General features: G+C 70.4%; 14 protein-coding genes and 2 pseudogenes. 8 read left to right on the top strand and 8 right to left on the bottom strand.

Translation table 11 applies throughout. The annotated features are described in order from the left end of the window. Window positions 1-55 precede the first annotated feature (55 nt). A pseudogene (locus ACZ3KP_RS11030) lies at window positions 56-187 on the top strand (DUF6233 domain-containing protein); the annotation flags it as partial. Between the two features lie 35 nt (window positions 188-222). Here ACZ3KP_RS11030 and ACZ3KP_RS11025 read toward each other — a convergent pair. Beyond that, window positions 223-552, bottom strand: a complete 330-nt coding sequence (locus ACZ3KP_RS11025) for a hypothetical protein (RefSeq protein WP_467498312.1) — start codon at window positions 550-552, stop codon at window positions 223-225. Between the two features lie 76 nt (window positions 553-628). Further along, window positions 629-1189, bottom strand: a complete 561-nt coding sequence (locus ACZ3KP_RS11020) for a TetR/AcrR family transcriptional regulator (RefSeq protein WP_467498310.1) — start codon at window positions 1187-1189, stop codon at window positions 629-631. Window positions 1190-1304: 115 nt separating this feature from the next. Here ACZ3KP_RS11020 and ACZ3KP_RS11015 point away from each other — a divergent pair, with 115 nt between their 5' ends. From ACZ3KP_RS11015 to ACZ3KP_RS10995, 5 genes and pseudogenes are all read left to right on the top strand, one after another. Continuing rightward, window positions 1305-1997 (top strand): SDR family oxidoreductase, encoded by a 693-nt coding sequence (locus tag ACZ3KP_RS11015; protein WP_467498308.1) that lies wholly within the window; start codon window positions 1305-1307, stop codon window positions 1995-1997. A 57-nt stretch (window positions 1998-2054) separates the two neighbouring features. Further along, window positions 2055-3110, top strand: a complete 1056-nt coding sequence (locus ACZ3KP_RS11010; protein WP_467498306.1) for an aldo/keto reductase — start codon at window positions 2055-2057, stop codon at window positions 3108-3110. Between the two features lie 135 nt (window positions 3111-3245). Continuing rightward, window positions 3246-4250 (top strand): NADP-dependent oxidoreductase, encoded by a 1005-nt coding sequence (locus tag ACZ3KP_RS11005; protein WP_467498304.1) that lies wholly within the window; start codon window positions 3246-3248, stop codon window positions 4248-4250. A gap of 92 nt (window positions 4251-4342) precedes the next feature. Beyond that, window positions 4343-5206 carry an alpha/beta fold hydrolase gene (locus tag ACZ3KP_RS11000; protein ID WP_467498302.1) on the top strand — a complete coding sequence of 288 codons (864 nt, stop codon included), beginning with the start codon at window positions 4343-4345 and terminating at the stop codon, window positions 5204-5206. Between the two features lie 80 nt (window positions 5207-5286). Beyond that, window positions 5287-5437: pseudogene (locus ACZ3KP_RS10995) on the top strand (IS1380 family transposase); the annotation flags it as partial. Between the two features lie 374 nt (window positions 5438-5811). Here the strand turns inward: ACZ3KP_RS10995 and ACZ3KP_RS10990 are convergent. Next, a complete protein-coding gene (locus ACZ3KP_RS10990; RefSeq protein ID WP_467498300.1) occupies window positions 5812-7140 on the bottom strand; it encodes a class I SAM-dependent RNA methyltransferase in 1329 nt (442 codons plus the stop codon). 93 nt (window positions 7141-7233) lie between these two features. Beyond that, window positions 7234-9279 carry an APC family permease gene (locus tag ACZ3KP_RS10985; RefSeq protein ID WP_467498299.1) on the bottom strand — a complete coding sequence of 682 codons (2046 nt, stop codon included), beginning with the start codon at window positions 9277-9279 and terminating at the stop codon, window positions 7234-7236. A gap of 363 nt (window positions 9280-9642) precedes the next feature. Between ACZ3KP_RS10985 and ACZ3KP_RS10980 the strand changes: the two genes are divergently transcribed. Further along, window positions 9643-10314: a potassium channel family protein gene (locus ACZ3KP_RS10980; protein ID WP_089104280.1), complete on the top strand. Its 672-nt coding sequence runs from the start codon at window positions 9643-9645 to the stop codon at window positions 10312-10314. After that, window positions 10314-10985, top strand: a complete 672-nt coding sequence (locus tag ACZ3KP_RS10975; protein ID WP_132893510.1) for a potassium channel family protein — start codon at window positions 10314-10316, stop codon at window positions 10983-10985. The genes ACZ3KP_RS10980 and ACZ3KP_RS10975 overlap by 1 nt, the downstream gene beginning before the upstream one ends. Before the next feature lie 62 nt (window positions 10986-11047). Here ACZ3KP_RS10975 and ACZ3KP_RS10970 read toward each other — a convergent pair whose 3' ends face one another. The 4 genes from ACZ3KP_RS10970 to ACZ3KP_RS10955 all read right to left on the bottom strand — a co-directional run bounded on the left by ACZ3KP_RS10970 (window position 11048) and on the right by ACZ3KP_RS10955 (window position 15528). Continuing rightward, the gene (locus ACZ3KP_RS10970; protein ID WP_467498296.1) at window positions 11048-11803 is read right to left on the bottom strand and encodes a DUF3159 domain-containing protein; all 756 of its coding nucleotides are present in this window, start codon (window positions 11801-11803) and stop codon (window positions 11048-11050) included. Between the two features lie 3 nt (window positions 11804-11806). Further along, entirely contained in the window at window positions 11807-12205 is a 399-nt protein-coding gene (locus ACZ3KP_RS10965) for an OB-fold nucleic acid binding domain-containing protein (protein ID WP_132893513.1), read from the bottom strand. 69 nt (window positions 12206-12274) lie between these two features. Then, window positions 12275-12961 carry a response regulator gene (locus ACZ3KP_RS10960; RefSeq protein WP_467498294.1) on the bottom strand — a complete coding sequence of 229 codons (687 nt, stop codon included), beginning with the start codon at window positions 12959-12961 and terminating at the stop codon, window positions 12275-12277. Continuing rightward, the gene (locus tag ACZ3KP_RS10955) at window positions 12958-15528 is read right to left on the bottom strand and encodes an ATP-binding protein (RefSeq protein WP_467498292.1); all 2571 of its coding nucleotides are present in this window, start codon (window positions 15526-15528) and stop codon (window positions 12958-12960) included. Before ACZ3KP_RS10955 ends, ACZ3KP_RS10960 begins: the two co-directional genes overlap by 4 nt. Window positions 15529-15546 lie beyond the last annotated feature (18 nt).

Here is a 15546-nt window from a genome sequence, read left to right as displayed (position 1 = left end):
CCATGGATCGGCGGTCTCTGCCTCGTGAAGTGAACGTCGGCAGTCGGGCTGGGTCCTGCAGAAGCTGGACGGCGGCCGCGGTCCCGGCCGAGGCGTCGTCCACGCCGTCGACTGCGAGGGAGCACCCGCCGGGGCGCCGCTGCTGACCCTGGACCAGGCACTGGACGCAGCGAAGCATCCCGGTACCCGGCTGTGCTCCCCGCGCTCCAGGCGAACGAGCCCTCAAGCTCGGCGGCAACGAGTCCTACCCAGGCGAGTTCCAGCCCACCGGCGGCTTCGCCGACGACGCCGTCGTCGAGAAGAGCCGCGTCGGCCTGACAGGCCGCCGGGCGCGGCCTGGAGGAGGCGGGGCAGGACCCGGCGGCGCAGGATCTCTCCGGCGCTGTAGCGGCCGTTGGAGTTGAAGCCGTAGCCCACCACGGGCTTGCCGTCCCGGATGACGTCGCTCTCGATCGCCACGATCGAGCAGTCCATGGAGCTGAAGTCGATCCAGGCGTTGCGGATCGAGGAGCTGATCGGAGCGACGCCCTCGTAGACGTTGGTGATCTTCACTACTGAGTCATGACGACCGGCTCGTCACTTCCCCGGGGACCGGACGGCTGCCACGACGCGGCCACCGCGCCCGTGATCAGCCTGCTTCAGTCAAGGCTGCGTGCGCGGCGGCGAGGATCTCCCCGGAGAGCGGGGAGCCCTTGGTGGCCCGGGACAGGACCAGCGCACCGAACAGGGTGCAAAGGCGGACGATGCCGTCCTGGTCGTCACTGGCCAGGAAACCGGCGAAGTCGGCCACCCCCTCGGCGTAGACGCGACGGGCCTCGCGCCCCCCGCCCTCGCGCGCGATGTCGGTGGCGAGCGCGGCGACCGGGCAGCCGTCCGCCAGGTCGTCGCGGTGCTCGACGGAGAGGTATGCGTCGATCAGCGCCTGCTGGGCGGCGGCGCGCTGCCCGTCGTGCCGCTCGAGCCCGGCGCTGTGGCGCTGGGCGAGCTCGGCGAATGCGTGGGCGGTGGCCTCGTCGACGAGCGCCTCCTTGGAGGCGAACTGCTTGTAGAAGGCGCCGTGGGTCAGACCGGCCGCCTTCATCAGGTCGGCGACGCTGACCTGCATGCCCTGCTCCCGGAACAGCCGGGACGCGGTGTCCACCACCCGCCTGCGATTTTCCTCCGCCTGCGCCAGCGATACGCGGCCCATAGTCACCTCCCATTTAGATGTCGACTGGCATCTATCATAGACCCACATTTAGATTACATTCATAATCTAAACAGTTGCGGGTGGCAGCCGCCGCCCGCCACGGCCGGGAGTGAACATGGAACTGAGGAACGCGGTCGCAGTCGTCACCGGCGCCAACCGGGGCTTCGGGCGGCACCTGGCCGCCCAGCTCGTCGAGCGCGGCGCGAAGGTGTACGGCGGGGCCCGACGCCCCGAGACAGTCGACGTGCCGGGCGTCATCCCGCTGCGACTGGACGTCACGGACGAGGCGTCGATACGAGAGGCCGCGCGCGTGGCGTCAGACGCGACACTGCTGATCAACAACGCGGGCATCTCCACCGGCGCGACGCTGATGGGAGGCGACGTGGCTGAGGTGCGCCGGGAGATGGAGACCAACTTCTTCGGCCCGCTCGCCGCGACCCGCGCCTTCGCCCCCGTCATCGAGGGCAACGGCGGCGGCGCCGTGCTCAACGTCCTGTCCGCCCTGTCCTGGTTCCACCCGGCAGGACTCGGCTCCTACGCCGCGTCCAAGGCCGCCGCTTGGGCGCTGAGCGACGCGACCCGTGAGGAGCTGGCACCGCGCGGGATCACCGTCTCGGCGCTGCACGTCGGCTACATGGACACCGACATGGCCGCCGGCGTGCCCGCCGATCAGAAGGTCGCCGCCGCCGACGTCGCGGCCCAGGCCCTGTACGGCATCGAGACCGGCCTGCCCGAGATCCTCGCCGACGAGACCAGCCGGTACGTCAAGCAGAGCCTGTCCACGGCACCCCAGCCGAACGCGGACTGACGCTCACCCCTCCACCCCGGCGCGACCACCCTCACACCCCTCATGCAAGGACATCTCATGCGCTACACAGCCTTCGGCCACCGGACCGGCCTGCGCGTCTCCGAGTACGCGCTCGGCACCGCGAATTTCGGCACCGGCTGGGGCGCAGGCGCCGAGCCCGACGAGGCCCGGCGGATCTTCGACCGGTTCGCCGAGGCCGGCGGCACCTTTCTCGACAGCGCGGACGGCTACCAGTTCGGCGAGTCGGAGGAACTGACCGGAAAGCTGATCTCCGCCGACCGCGACCACTTCGTCCTGGCCACGAAGTTCACCCTCGGCGCGGCCCCGCAGCCGGACATCTCCAAGACCGGCAACAGCCGCAAGACCATGGTCGCCTCGGTCGAGGCCAGCCTGAAGCGCCTGGGGACCGACTACATCGACCTGTTGTGGGTGCACTTCCCCGACGAGCTCACTCCGATGGAGGAACTCCTGCGCGGGCTCGACGACCTGGTGAGCGCCGGCAAGATCCACCACGCCGCGCTGTCCAACTTCCCCGCCTGGCGCGTCTCGCGCGCGGTAACCCTCGCGGACCTGAAGAACTGGGCCCCGATCGTGGGCATCCAGCACGAGTACAGCCTCGTCGAGCGCACCGCCGACCGTGAGCTCCTGCCCATGGCCGAGAGCCTCGGGCTCGGCGCAGCCCTGTGGTCCCCGCTCGGCGGCGGACTGCTCACCGGCAAGTACCGCAGCTCCGCCGAGGGGCGCCTGAGCGACCTGGGCATGGTCATCCACACCGAGAGCACCGGCCAGAAGACCGCCGTCGTCGACGCCGTCCTGGCGATCGCCGAGGAGACCGGCGTGACGCCCGCCCAGGTGGCGGTGGCCTGGGTGCGCGAGCGCGCCGCCCGCTCCGTTGCCACACTCGTCCCGATCATCGGCCCGCGCAGTCTCTCCCAGCTCGACAGCTACCTCGGCGCCCTCGACGTCCAGCTGACCGATGAGCAGTACACCCGCCTGGCCGAGGTCAGCGCGGTGCCGCTCGGCGTGCCCCACGAAGGGATCGCCGCCACCTTGGACCGCCTCCAGGGAGGCGCCGCCGACCGCGTCACCGCCCCGGTCGTGCCGGTGGCCTGATGGGTGAACGCGGCTGAGGACGAGGTGCGCCCGCGCCGCAGCTAGGAGCGCAACACAGCTGTCTCGTACTGGGAGAAGCCCGGGGCGAGCGGAGACCCCGACCTTTCACGGACGGGAAACGGAACGGAGACAACTATGAAAGCTTTCATGGTCGAGAAGTACGGCGACCAGGCCTGGATGCGCGCCGCCGAAGCACCCGACCCCCAGGTGGGCGCCGACGACGTCCTGGTCAAGATCCACGCGGCGGGCGTCAACCCGCTGGACATGAAGATCCGCAACGGAGACCTCAAGGCGATCCTGCCCTACCGCCTCCCGCTCGTCCTGGGCAACGACCTCGCCGGGACCGTCGTCCGGGTCGGCCCGTCCGTAGACCGCTTTGCCGTGGGCGACGAGGTCTACGCCCGGCCCGACAAGGACCGCATCGGCACCTTCGCCGAACTCATCGCCGTCCACCAGGACGACCTGGCGCCCAAACCGGCCACCCTCACCATGGCCGAGGCCGCCTCCCTCCCCCTGGTCGCCCTCACCGCATGGCAGGCACTGGTCGAGCGGGCCCGCGTGCAGCCGGGCCAGAAGGTCCTCGTCCACGCGGGCGCCGGCGGCCTCGGCTCCATCGCCGTCCAGCTGGCCAAGGCGCTGGGCGCTCACGTGGCCACCACCGTGAGCACCGCCAAGGTCGACCTGGCCTGGGACCTCGGCGCGGACGTCGTCATCGACTACCGCACCCAGGACTTCGAAGAGGTCCTCGACGGCTACGACGTCGTCCTCGACAGCCTCGGCGGCGAGAACCTCGCCAAGTCGCTGCGCGTTCTCAAGCCCGGCGGCATGGTCATCAGCGTCGCGGGGCCGCCCGACCCGGCCTTCGCCCGCGAACTGGGTGCGAACCCGATCCTCCACCTGGCCATGACCGCCCTCAGCTTCAGAACCCGGCGCAACGCCAGGCGCCACGGTGTGACGTACTCGTTCCTGTTCATGAAAGCCAGCGGCGACCAACTGCGCGAGCTGACCCCCCTCATCTACACCGGGAAGATCCGCCCCGTCGTCGACCGCGTCTTCCCGTTCGAAGAAACCCTCCAGGCCATGGAATACGTCGAGAGGGGACGGGCAAAGGCCGGCAAAGTCGTCGTCGCGATGACGTAAGGGTGAAAACGAGTCCCAGGCGCCAGTCACCTCCGACAGCAACAAGACCCTGCACGCCCCACTCCCCCGCCACACCACCTCAGGACCCGGCCATGAGCGCACCGTCCAGTTCACCCACCCCGATGTCGTACAAGAACACGCCGAACCACTCCGTGTCCGTGCGTGGCGTGACCTTCGCCTACCGGCGGCTCGGCGCGGACGACGGCGTACCCTTGATCCTCCTCAACCACCTGTCCGCAGTCCTCGACAACTGGGATCCCCGCGTCGTCGACGGACTCGCCGCCCGGCGCCCCGTGATCACCTTCGACAACCGCGGCGTCGGCGCGTCCGGCGGTTCCACACCCGACACGATCGAGGCGATGGCTCGCGACGCCGTGCTGTTCATCCGGGCCCTCGGGTACGACAGAGTCGACCTGCTCGGCCTGTCGATGGGCGGCTTCATCGCCCAGGTCATCGCGGCAGAAGAACCCGATCTTGTACGCAAGCTCATCCTCGCGGGCACGGGCCCCGCCGGAGGTCCCGGCATCGACAAGGTCACACGCCTCACCATCAAGGACACCGTCAAGGCAGTCCTGACCCGCAAGGACCCCAAGCAGTACCTCTTCTTCACCGACACCGCGGGTGGCCGCCGGGCGGCCCACGCCTTCCTGGACCGGCTGAAGGAACGCACGAACGACCGCGACAAAGCCATCTCGCTCTCATCGTTCCGCGCCCAGCTGAAGGCCATCCACCGCTGGGGCCGCCAGGCACCGGCCGATCTGTCGCGCATCCACCAACCGGTCCTGGTGGCCAACGGCGAGAGCGATCGCATGGTCCCGAGCGTCAACACCGTCGACCTGGCGGCCCGGCTGCCCCAGGGCGAACTGGAACCCCTCTACCCCGACGCCGGACACGGAGGGATCTTCCAGCACCACGACAGATTCGTCCCGCGGGCGCTCGAATTCCTGGAACGGTAGCCAGCCGCCGGACAGGTCCATGGCCCCTGCCCCGCGCTCAGCGAGACCGGCACCAGGAAATCCGTCCTCACACATCGCCACGACTCTGGGAGCCCCACCGACTGCGGCTCGCCTGCTGACCACGGCCGTACAACTCGTCACCACCGGCCGTCGGTGAAACCTCCGCCTCGCCGGCACTGGCCCTGGACCGGTCACATCACCCCAGCCCTCGACCGGCTCACCCCCGTGCCGCCCCATCGGATCTTCGGCATGCGCACCCTCAACCCACGGCACGAAAGCAGTCCACCGACTCCGCCGACGAACCGTCATGGAACTTCGAGGCCGACGCGCTGCTCGACGGGTCAAGCCCGACACGTCGATTGACCCACGCTAGCTGATCCAGGACGACCACCTCACGCGCCGTCAGAAACAGCGTCGAACGAGCGTCAAGACATTTCCGAACCCGTCCCTGACGGCGTTGGGACAGAGCGTTCTCGACCCACGCCCCACTACGAAACCGCAGGTGAGGCACGTGACGGAAACCGGCAACATGCTCCACCCGGTGGGCCTGCAGAAACAGGTCGGCACAACCCGCCCGCAACCTGGGGAATCAGACAATCAGCAGGTCAGGAGCCCTTTGCTACGGGCTCAAGAATGGCCACGCACTCCACATGATGCGTCATCGGAAACAGGTCGAACGCCCGCAGCATCCGCACCCGGTACCCCCCGTCCCGGAAGTACGCCAGGTCGCGGGCGAGGGCTGCCGGGTCGCAGGCGACGTAGGCGATGCGGCGGGCGCTCAGGGACGTCAGGTGTTCCACCGTCCTGCGGCCCGCGCCCGCGCGGGGCGGGTCGAGGACGATGAGGTCGACCTCGGTGATACCGGTGCGCGGGAGGACCGACTCGACCTTGCCCTGTTCGATGCGGACCCGCGGGAAGTCCGCGAGGTTGTGGCGCGCGTCCTCGACCGCTCGCTTGCCGGACTCGATGCCGAGCACCGCCCCCTTCTCGCCGAGACGGTCCGCAAGGGCCCCCGCGAAGAGGCCGACCCCGCAGTACAGGTCCAGCGCCATCTCGCCCTTGCGCGGGAGCAGGCCCTGCATGACCGCGGTGACCAGGGTGTCCGCCGCCTTCGGGTGGACCTGCCAGAAGCCGCCGCTGCCGACCCGGTGGGTGCGGCCGTCGGCGCGCTCGCGGACGAAGGCGCGGCCGTGGACGCGGTGGATGCCGCCGTCGTGCTCGTCGACCCGCATGACCGAGACCGGCCTGTCGAGTTCGACGAGGGGCAGGCGGGCGCCGGGACGGGGCTCCAGGATCACCATGCGGTCCTGGGAGCCGGTCGCGGCGATCGCCTCCACGGAGGCCATGCCGGACCAGTCGCGCTCCTCGATGCCCAGCTCGCTGACGCCCGGCGCCGCGATCATGCAGTGCTCGATGGGCTCCACCTCGTGCGAGCGGTGCCTGCGCAGTCCCGCGTTGCCGTCGGCGTCGACGGCGTACTGCATCCGGGTCCGCCACTGCGGCACCTCACCCGCCGGCAGCTTGTCGCCCTCGGCGGGCATCACCGTGCCGTCCCAGCCGACGTCCTCGGGCGTGAGGCCCGCGAGCCGCCGCAGCTGTTCGGCGATCACCTCGCCCTTGAGGCGGCGCTGGGCGCCCGGCTTGGCGTGCTGCCAGTCGCAGCCGCCGCAGCGGCCGGGTCCGGCGTAGGGGCAGGGGGCCTCGACGCGGTCCTTGGACGCGTCCACGATGTCGACCGCGTCCGCGCGCAGGAAGCGGGCCCCCTCCTCGCCCTCGGTCACCCTCGCCACGACCCGCTCGCCGGGCAGCGCGTGCCGGACGAACAGCACCTGGCCCTCCGCGGTCCTGGCGATGCAGTGCCCGCCGTGCGCGACCGGGCCGACCTCGACCTCGTACTCCGTCCCCACCAGCGATTTCTTCGGTTCTGCCTGCATGGCGGGATGACTCCAGATCGAGGGGAGGGGGGAACGGTCCGGGCGCGGACCGACGACAGCCCACCAGTCTACGCGGTCGCCCGGACCCCCCGGTCAGCTCCCGCTGTGCTCCTTCGGCCGGTGCTCGGCGGGACCGCGCCGCACCGCACCCGGGGCGTTCCACTCCTGGCGCTTGCGGGCCCGGTTCTTCGCCGCCTCGGAGGACGCCAGCTGGTAGGGCACGGAGGTCACCATCACGCCGGGCGTGAACAGCAGCCGGCCCTTCAGGCGCAGGGCGCTCTGGTTGTGCAGGATGTGCTCGTACCAGTGGCCGACGACGTACTCCGGGATGATCACGGAGACCGCGTCCCGCGGGGACTGGGCGCGCAGGCCCTTGACGTACTCGATGATCGGCCGGGTGATCTCGCGGTACGGGGAGTCGAGGACCTTGAGCGGCACGTCTATCCCGCGCCGCTCCCACTCCTCGCGCAGCGCCTTGGTCTCGGCCGGGTCGACGTTGACGGTGAGCGCCTCCAGGGTGTCGGAGCGCATCAGCCGGGCGTACGCGAGGGCACGCAGGGTGGGGCGGTGGATCTTGGAGATCAGGACGACGGAGTGCACCCGGGAGGGACGGGCCAGGTCGTCGTCGGGTTCCTCGGGGGCGACGATCTCCTCGGCGACCCGGTCGTAGTGCTTACGGATCGCGGTCATCGTGGCGTAGAAGATGCACATGCCGAGCAGCGCCACCCAGGCGCCGTGGGTGAACTTCGTGACCAGGACGACGACCAGCACCAGGCCGGTGAAGAAGGCTCCGAAGGCGTTGATCGCGCGGGAGCGCATCATGTGGCTGCGCTTGGCCGGGTCCTGCTCGGTGGCCAGGTGGCGGTTCCAGTGCCGGACCATGCCGGTCTGGCTGAGCGTGAAGGACACGAACACGCCGACGATGTAGAGCTGGATGAGACGGGTCGAGTCGGCGCCGTAGATGACCACCAGGAGCGCGGCGGTGCCGGCGAGCAGCACGATGCCGTTGGAGAAGGCGAGCCGGTCGCCGCGGGTGTGCAGCTGGCGCGGCAGGTAGCGGTCCTGGGCGAGGATCGAGCCGAGCAGCGGGAAGCCGTTGTACGCGGTGTTGGCGGCGAGGAAGAGGACGAGGGCGGTGGCGGCGGCGAGCAGCACGAACAGGAAGCTGCCCTTGCCGAAGACGGCCTCGGCGACCTGGGAGATGACCGGGTTCTGGACGTAGCCGGAGCCGATCGGGACCCCGTTGCGGATGAGGTCGGTGGCCGGGTTCTCGGCCATGCGGACCTTGGTGGTCATGGCGAGCGCGATGATGCCGCAGAACATCGTGACGGCCAGCAGGCCCATCATGGCCAGGGTGGTCGCCGCGTTCTTCGACTTCGGCTTGCGGAAGGCCGGGACGCCGTTGGAGATCGCCTCGACACCGGTGAGCGCGGCACAACCGGAGGAGAACGCGCGCAGCAGGAGGAAGACCAGCGCGAAGCCCGCCAGGCCCTGGTGCTCCGCCTTGATGTGGTAATCCGCGGTCGGGGCGCGCATCGTGTCGCCGAGGACCAGGCCGCGGAAGGCACCCCACGCGATCATGACGAAGACGCCGCCGACGAACACGTACGTCGGGATCGCGAAGAGCTTGCCGGACTCCTTCACGCCGCGCAGGTTCATCAGGGTGAGCAGCAGGATCACGGTGACCGCGCAGAACACCTTGTGCTCGACGACGAAGGGGATCGCGGAGCCCAGGTTCTCGATGCCGGAGGCGATGGAGACCGCGACGGTCAGGACGTAGTCGACGAGCAGGGCACTGGCGACGGTGAGGCCGGCCTTGGCGCCGAGGTTGGTGGTGGCGACCTCGTAGTCACCGCCGCCGCTCGGGTAGGCGTGCACGTTCTGCCGGTAGGAGGCGACCACCGTGAACATCAGCACGACGACCGCGACGGCGATCCAGGGGCTGAAGTGGTAGGCCGACACGCCCGCGATGGACAGGACCAGCAGGACCTCCCCCGGCGCGTAGGCGACGGAGGAGAGCGGGTCGGAAGCGAAGACGGGGAGTGCGATGCGCTTCGGCAGGAGCGTTTCGCCCAACCGGTCGCTGCGCAGTGCGCGCCCGATCAGGATCCGTTTGGGCACGTCGGTCAGTTTGGACACGAGAGAGGATCGTAGGCCTTCCGCGTGGCAGGTCTCCAGCCGCGGGGCCGGATCTGCCTCACGGGTGAAAAAGGAGACGCAGGTAACTGCGGATTCCGCAGCCTACGCCCGATCCGTGCCTAGATGACAGATCCCGCCTGTCATCGCACTTCGGAGGTCATATGCCCGCTGCCGCTGAGCTGATCGGCGCCGCGGTCGCCCTCGTCGGCCTCGGAATCCTCACCGCGTGGAGCGTGCGCAGCATCACTCGCCGGTGAGCGTGTCCGAAGGGTGCCCGGCCGGGACCGTGCGTGTGTAGCTTGGGGCTCGGTCTGAGACCCTGATGTGGCTGAGCAGTAACTTTTGGACACCGGAAGGACGGTCGTGCACATCGTCATCATGGGCTGCGGCAGAGTGGGTTCCGCTCTCGCCCAGACCCTGGAGCAACAGGGGCACACGGTCGCCGTGATCGATCAGGACCCCACCGCCTTCCGCAGGCTGGGACCGGGGTTCGGCGGCCGCCGGGTCACCGGGGTCGGCTTCGACCAGGACACCCTTCGCGAGGCGGGCATCGAGGAGGCCGGCGCCTTCGCCGCCGTCTCCAGCGGTGACAACTCGAACATCATCTCGGCGCGGGTCGCGCGCGAGATGTTCGGCGTGGAGAACGTCGCCGCCCGGATCTACGACCCGCGGCGCGCCGAGGTCTACCAGCGCCTCGGCATCCCGACCGTGGCCACCGTCCGGTGGACCGCCGACCAGATGCTGCGTCGGCTGCTGCCCTCGGGCGCCGAGCCGCTGTGGCGCGATCCCACCGGCGGGGTGCAGCTCGCCGAGGTGCACGCCTCCCCGAAGTGGGTCGGGCACAAGATCAGCAAGCTGCAGGAGGAGACCGGGGTCCGGGTGGCGTTCCTGACCCGGCTCGGGGAGGCGATGCTGCCCACCTCGCAGACGGTGCTGCAGGAGGGCGATCTGGTGCACGTGATGATGCGGACGGACGACGTCGACAAGGTCGAGGCCGCCTTCGCCGGGGGTCCGGAAGAGGAGGGCGGTCACTGATGAGGGTCGCCATTGCCGGGGCCGGTGCCGTCGGCCGCTCCATCGCGGGCGAGCTGCTGGAGAACGGCCACGAGATCCTGCTGATCGACAAGGCCCCGACCGCCATCTCGGTGGAGCGGGTCCCCCAGGCGGAGTGGCTGCTGGCCGACGCCTGCGAGATCACCTCCCTGGACGAGGCCGCGCTCCAGCGCTGCAACGTCGTGATCGCCGCGACCGGTGACGACAAGGTGAACCTGGTCGTCTCGCTGCTCGCGAAGACGGAGTACGGCGTTCCGCGCGTCGTCGCCCGGGTGAACAACCCCAAGAACGAGTGGCTGTTCAACGAGTCCTGGGGCGTGGACGTCGCCGTCTCCACACCGCGTCTGATGTCGGCGCTGGTCGAGGAGGCGGTGAGCGTCGGCGACCTGGTCCGCCTGCTGCGCTTCAGCCACGGCGACGCCAACCTCGTCGAGCTCACCCTCCCGGAGGAGTCGGCCCTGGCCGGCACCCAGGTCGGTGACGTGGCGTGGCCCGAGGACACCTCCCTGGTCACGATCATCCGGGGTACCCGGGTGCTCACCCCCTCCCGGGAGGACTCCCTGGAGGCGGGCGACGAACTCCTCTTCGTGGCGGCCCAGGCCCGCGAGGAGCAGCTGGAGGACCTGCTGTCGGTACGGCGCGAGGACGGCTGACGCGGGGCGGGTACGGGAGAAGGGCGCCCTCCGCCGCGGAGGGCGCCCTTCTCCGTGTCCGGCTACTTGCGGTGGCGTCCGGCGGAGGGCTCACCCTGCTCCGCCGCAAGGGCGGCCTTGCGCTCCTCCTCGGCCTTCTCCTCCGCCTCCATCTCCGCGAAGACGTCGATCGGAGCCGGTGCCTTCGCCAGGAAGACCCAGGTGAGCCAGACGGCGAGCAGGAACGGCGGGATCTTCAAGGCGACCAGTACCCAGCCCAGTTGGGCGGTGTTGGCCCACCAGTACAGCGGGAAGAGGATCGCGCACTTGGCGAGCAGGATCAGGCCCCACGCCCAGCTGGCCTTGGCGTACGCCGTCTTGCGGCCCGGGTTGCGGGTGCGCCAGGAGAGGTTCTCCTTGAAGACCGGGCCGAGGATCAGGCCGATCAGGGGGACCCCGCACAGGGTCGTGATGATGTACGCCAGCGCCAGGCCCAGCGTGTAGAGCATGCCGGGGAGGTAGAAGTCCTTGGCGTTGCCGGTCATCATCGCGAAGACGACACCGAAGGCGACGCCGAAGACACCGCTGAAGGCGTGCTTGACGGTGTCCCTCATGGCGAGCCGCACCACGACCAGCACCACGGAGACCGCGAGGGCGGCGATCGCCGACCAGTGCAGGTCCTTGTTGATGGTGAAGATCGTGACGAACAGCAGGCCGGGCAGCACCGTCTCGACCATGCCGCGCACCCCGCCGAAGGCCTCGAACAGCGCGGCCTCGGTCACCGCCCGCGCATCGCCTTGAGCCTGCGTGTCTTCGGTCGGCTTGTCGAGCGACGTCACCGGCTACTCCCTACCGAGGGGTCTCAGTTCGTACTTGGGGTTGAACAGCACCCGGCGGCCCCGGCTCAGCGAGATCCGGCCCGATGCGATCAGCCTGCGCCCCGGTTCTATGCCGACGATGGAGCGCCTGCCGAGCCACACCACGTCCAGGGCGGCGGAGCCGTCGAACAGCTCGGCCTCCAGGGCCGGGACTCCGGCTCGCGGTCGTAGGGTGACCGTGCGCAAGGTACCAGTAACGGTGACGATCTGCCGGTCCTGACAGTCACCGATCCGGGTGCATCCGGTCGTGTCGGCGTCCTCGCGCAGCTCCTCCGACTCCAGGTCCTCCTGCGACGAGGAGAGCCGGTCGAGCATGCGCCGGAACCGGCCGGCCGGCTTTTCGGAACGAGGAACAGCACTCATGTCTGAAAGCCTACCGGGGCCCACGGACACCGCCGTAGGCCATCTCACTCCGTCCCCCGAAAGCCCGCCTCACTTCTCGAACCGGTACCCCATCCCCGGCTCCGTGATGAAGTGCTTCGGGTGCGCGGGGTCCGTCTCCAGTTTCCTGCGGAGCTGGGCCATGTACACCCGCAGGTAGTTGGTCTCCGTCCCGTACGACGGTCCCCACACCTCCTGGAGCAGCTGCTTCTGGCCGACGAGCCGGCCGGTGTTGCGGACCAGGACCTCCAGCAGGTGCCACTCGGTCGGCGTGAGCCGGACGTCGCGGCCGGCCCGGTTGACCTTCTTCGCGGCCAGGTCGACGGTGAACCCCTCGGTCTCCACCAGGACGTCGTCCTCGCCGCCCCCGGCGACGGGCTCGGCGCGCCGTACGGCGGCCCTGAGGCGGGCCAGCAGCTCGTCCATCCCGAAGGGCTTGGTGACGTAGTCGTCGGCGCCCGCGTCGAGCGCCTCGACCTTCTCGTCGGAGGAGTGGCGGGCAGACAGGACCAGGATCGGCACCCGGGTCCAGCCGCGCAGCCCCTTGATCACCTCGACGCCGTCCATGTCCGGCAGGCCGAGGTCGAGGACGACCACGTCGGGGTGGCGGGAGGCGGCGAGTTCGAGGGCGGTACGGCCGTCGGGGGCCGCGTCGACCTCGTACTTGCGCGCCTTGAGGTTGATCACGAGGGCGCGCACGATCTGCGGCTCGTCGTCGACCACGAGCACACGGGTCATGAGACCTGCCTTTCCGGTTCCGCCACTGCCTTCACCCTCTCCCTCGTCTCCCCCGCCTCCGCCGCGGCGGCCGATCCCGCCGCGCGCAGACTCAGGACCATGGTGAGCCCGCCGCCCGGCGTGTCCTCGGCGTCGAGGGTGCCGCCCATCGCCTCGGCGAAGCCGCGGGCGACCGCGAGCCCGAGTCCGACCCCGGCGCCGCGCGGAGCGTCACCGTAACGCTGGAAGGGCTCGAATATGCGCTCCTTGGCGTCGTCGGGCACGCCGGGCCCGCGGTCCACGATCCGCACCTCCACGCGGTTCGCGAGGGGACTGGCGGAGACGAGCACGGGCCGGTCGTGCGGGCTGTACTTGACGGCGTTCTCGACCAGGTTGGCCACCGACCGCTCCAGCAGCCCGGCGTCGGCCTCGACCATCGGCAGGGTCTCGGGCACGTCCAGGTCCACGCTGCCCTCGGGGACGCCGACCAGCGCCATCGGGACCACCTCGTCGAGGTCGATCTCACGGACGATCGCGGTGACGGTGCCGGTCTGCAGGCGGGACATGTCGAGCAGGTTGCCGACGAGGTGGTCGAGCCGGTCGGCGCCCTCCTCGATGGCTTCGAGGAGCTCCGCCCGGTCCTCCTCGGACCAGGCCACGTCGTCCGAGCGGAGCGAGGTGACCGCCGCCTTGATCGCGGCCAGCGGCGTGCGCAGGTCGTGGCTGACGGCGGCCAGCAGCGCGGTGCGGATCCGGTTGCCCTCGGCGAGCGCGCGGGCCTGTTCGGCCTCCTCCTGGAGGCGCCTGCGGTCCAGGACGACGGCTGCCTGGGCGGCGAAGGCGGCGAGCACCCTGCGGTCCTCGGCGGGCAGCACCCGGCCGGTCAGCGCGAGGGCCATGTGGTCGCCCACGGGCATGTCGACGTCGGCCTCCTCGGGCCGCTCCAGGGCGGGTCCGAAGCCGGCCCGTCCGGCGCAGGTCCAGGGCTCGACGTCGCCCGCCCGCTCCAGCAGGGCCGCGGACTCCATGCCGAAGGTCTCCCGGACCCGTTCGAGGAGTTCCTCCAGGCTGGTCTCGCCGCGCAGCACGTTGCCGGCGAGGAAGGAGAGGATCTCGGACTCGGCGCGCAGCCGGGCGGCCTGGTGGGTGCGGCGGGCGGCCAGGTCCACGACCGAGGCGACCGACAGCGCGACCCCGAAGAAGATCACTATGGCGACGATGTTCTTCGGGTCGGCGACGGTCAGCCGGTGCAGGGGCGGGGTGTAGAAGTAGTTGAGCAGCAGCGAGCCGAAGGCCGCCGAGGCCAGCGCCGGGAAGAGCCCGCCGAGCAGCGCCGCCGCGACCGTGAGGGTCAGGAACAGCAGCATGTCGTTGGCGAGGCCCAGGTTGACGGTGTTCAGCAGGACCGCCATGACGGCCGGGCCGGCCAGGCCGACCACCCAGCCCGCGATGATCCGGCCGCGCCCGAGCCGGGCGCCCCGGGCCACCGGCAGCCCGCGGCCCTTGCCCGCCTCGCCGTGGGTGACGATGTGGACGTCCAGGTCGGGTCCCGACTCCCGGGCGACGGTGGCGCCGACGCCGGGTCCGAGGACGTACTGCCAGGCCTTGCGGCGTGACGAGCCGAGGACGATCTGGGTGGCGTTGACCCCGCGCGCGAAGTCGAGGAGGGCGGCCGGGATGTCCTCGCCGACGACGTGGTGGAAGGTGCCGCCGAGGTCCTCGACGAGGGTGCGCTGGACGGCGAGTTCCTTCGGGGAGGCCGAGGTCAGTCCGTCGCTGCGGGAGATGTAGACGGCGAGCACCTCGCCGCCGGCGCCCTTCTCGGCGAGCCGGGCGGCCCGCCGGATCAGCGTGCGCCCCTCGGGGCCGCCGGTGAGCCCGACGACGATCCGCTCCCGGGAGCCCCAGATCGCCGACACCTGGTGCTCGCTGCGGTACTGCTTCAGGTACTCGTCGGCCCGGTCCGCGACCCACAGCAGGGCGAGTTCGCGCAGGGCGGTGAGGTTGCCGGGCCGGAAGTAGTTGGACAGGGCCGCGTCGACCTTGTCCGGCTGGTAGATGTTGCCGTGTGCCATGCGCCGGCGCAGTGCCTGGGGTGACATGTCGACCAGTTCGATCTGGTCCGCGCGCCGTACCACCTCGTCGGGCACCGTCTCGCGCTGGCGTACGCCCGTGATGGCCTCGACGACGTCGCCGAGCGACTCCAGATGCTGGATGTTGACGGTGGAGACGACGTCGACGCCGGCCGCGAGCAGTTCCTCGACGTCCTGCCAGCGCTTGGCGTTGCGGGAGCCGGGGACGTTGGTGTGGGCGAGTTCGTCCACCAGGGCGACCGCAGGGGCGCGGCGCAGCACGGCGTCCACGTCCATCTCGGTGAAGGCGGCGCCGCGGTACTCCAGTTCCCGGCGCGGAACCTGCTCCAGGCCGTGCAGCATCACCTCGGTGCGGGGGCGACCGTGGTGTTCGACGAAGGCGACCACGCAGTCGGTGCCGCGCTCCACGCGCCGGTGCGCCTCGGAGAGCATGGCGTAGGTCTTGCCCACGCCCGGTGCCGCACCGAGGTAGATCCGAAGCTTGCCGCGTGCCATGGTCCCATTGTCTTCCCG

This window comes from Streptomyces sp. NPDC020958, assembly GCF_055562175.1.
This window is presented reverse-complemented; position numbering and strand designations above follow the sequence as displayed.

Bases quoted from the DNA above. Each gene is read 5' to 3' on its own strand.
- ACZ3KP_RS11000 (WP_467498302.1), top strand. From the start codon at position 4,343: ATGAGCGCACCGTCCAGTTCACCCACCCCGATGTCGTACAAGAACACG.
- ACZ3KP_RS11010 (WP_467498306.1), top strand. From the start codon at position 2,055: ATGCGCTACACAGCCTTCGGCCACCGGACCGGCCTGCGCGTCTCCGAG.
- ACZ3KP_RS10990 (WP_467498300.1), bottom strand. From the start codon at position 7,140: ATGCAGGCAGAACCGAAGAAATCGCTGGTGGGGACGGAGTACGAGGTC.
- ACZ3KP_RS11005 (WP_467498304.1), top strand. From the start codon at position 3,246: ATGAAAGCTTTCATGGTCGAGAAGTACGGCGACCAGGCCTGGATGCGC.
- ACZ3KP_RS10975 (WP_132893510.1), top strand. From the start codon at position 10,314: ATGAGGGTCGCCATTGCCGGGGCCGGTGCCGTCGGCCGCTCCATCGCG.
- ACZ3KP_RS10955 (WP_467498292.1), bottom strand. From the start codon at position 15,528: ATGGCACGCGGCAAGCTTCGGATCTACCTCGGTGCGGCACCGGGCGTG.
- ACZ3KP_RS10960 (WP_467498294.1), bottom strand. From the start codon at position 12,961: ATGACCCGTGTGCTCGTGGTCGACGACGAGCCGCAGATCGTGCGCGCC.
- ACZ3KP_RS10965 (WP_132893513.1), bottom strand. From the start codon at position 12,205: ATGAGTGCTGTTCCTCGTTCCGAAAAGCCGGCCGGCCGGTTCCGGCGC.
- ACZ3KP_RS11015 (WP_467498308.1), top strand. From the start codon at position 1,305: ATGGAACTGAGGAACGCGGTCGCAGTCGTCACCGGCGCCAACCGGGGC.
- ACZ3KP_RS11020 (WP_467498310.1), bottom strand. From the start codon at position 1,189: ATGGGCCGCGTATCGCTGGCGCAGGCGGAGGAAAATCGCAGGCGGGTG.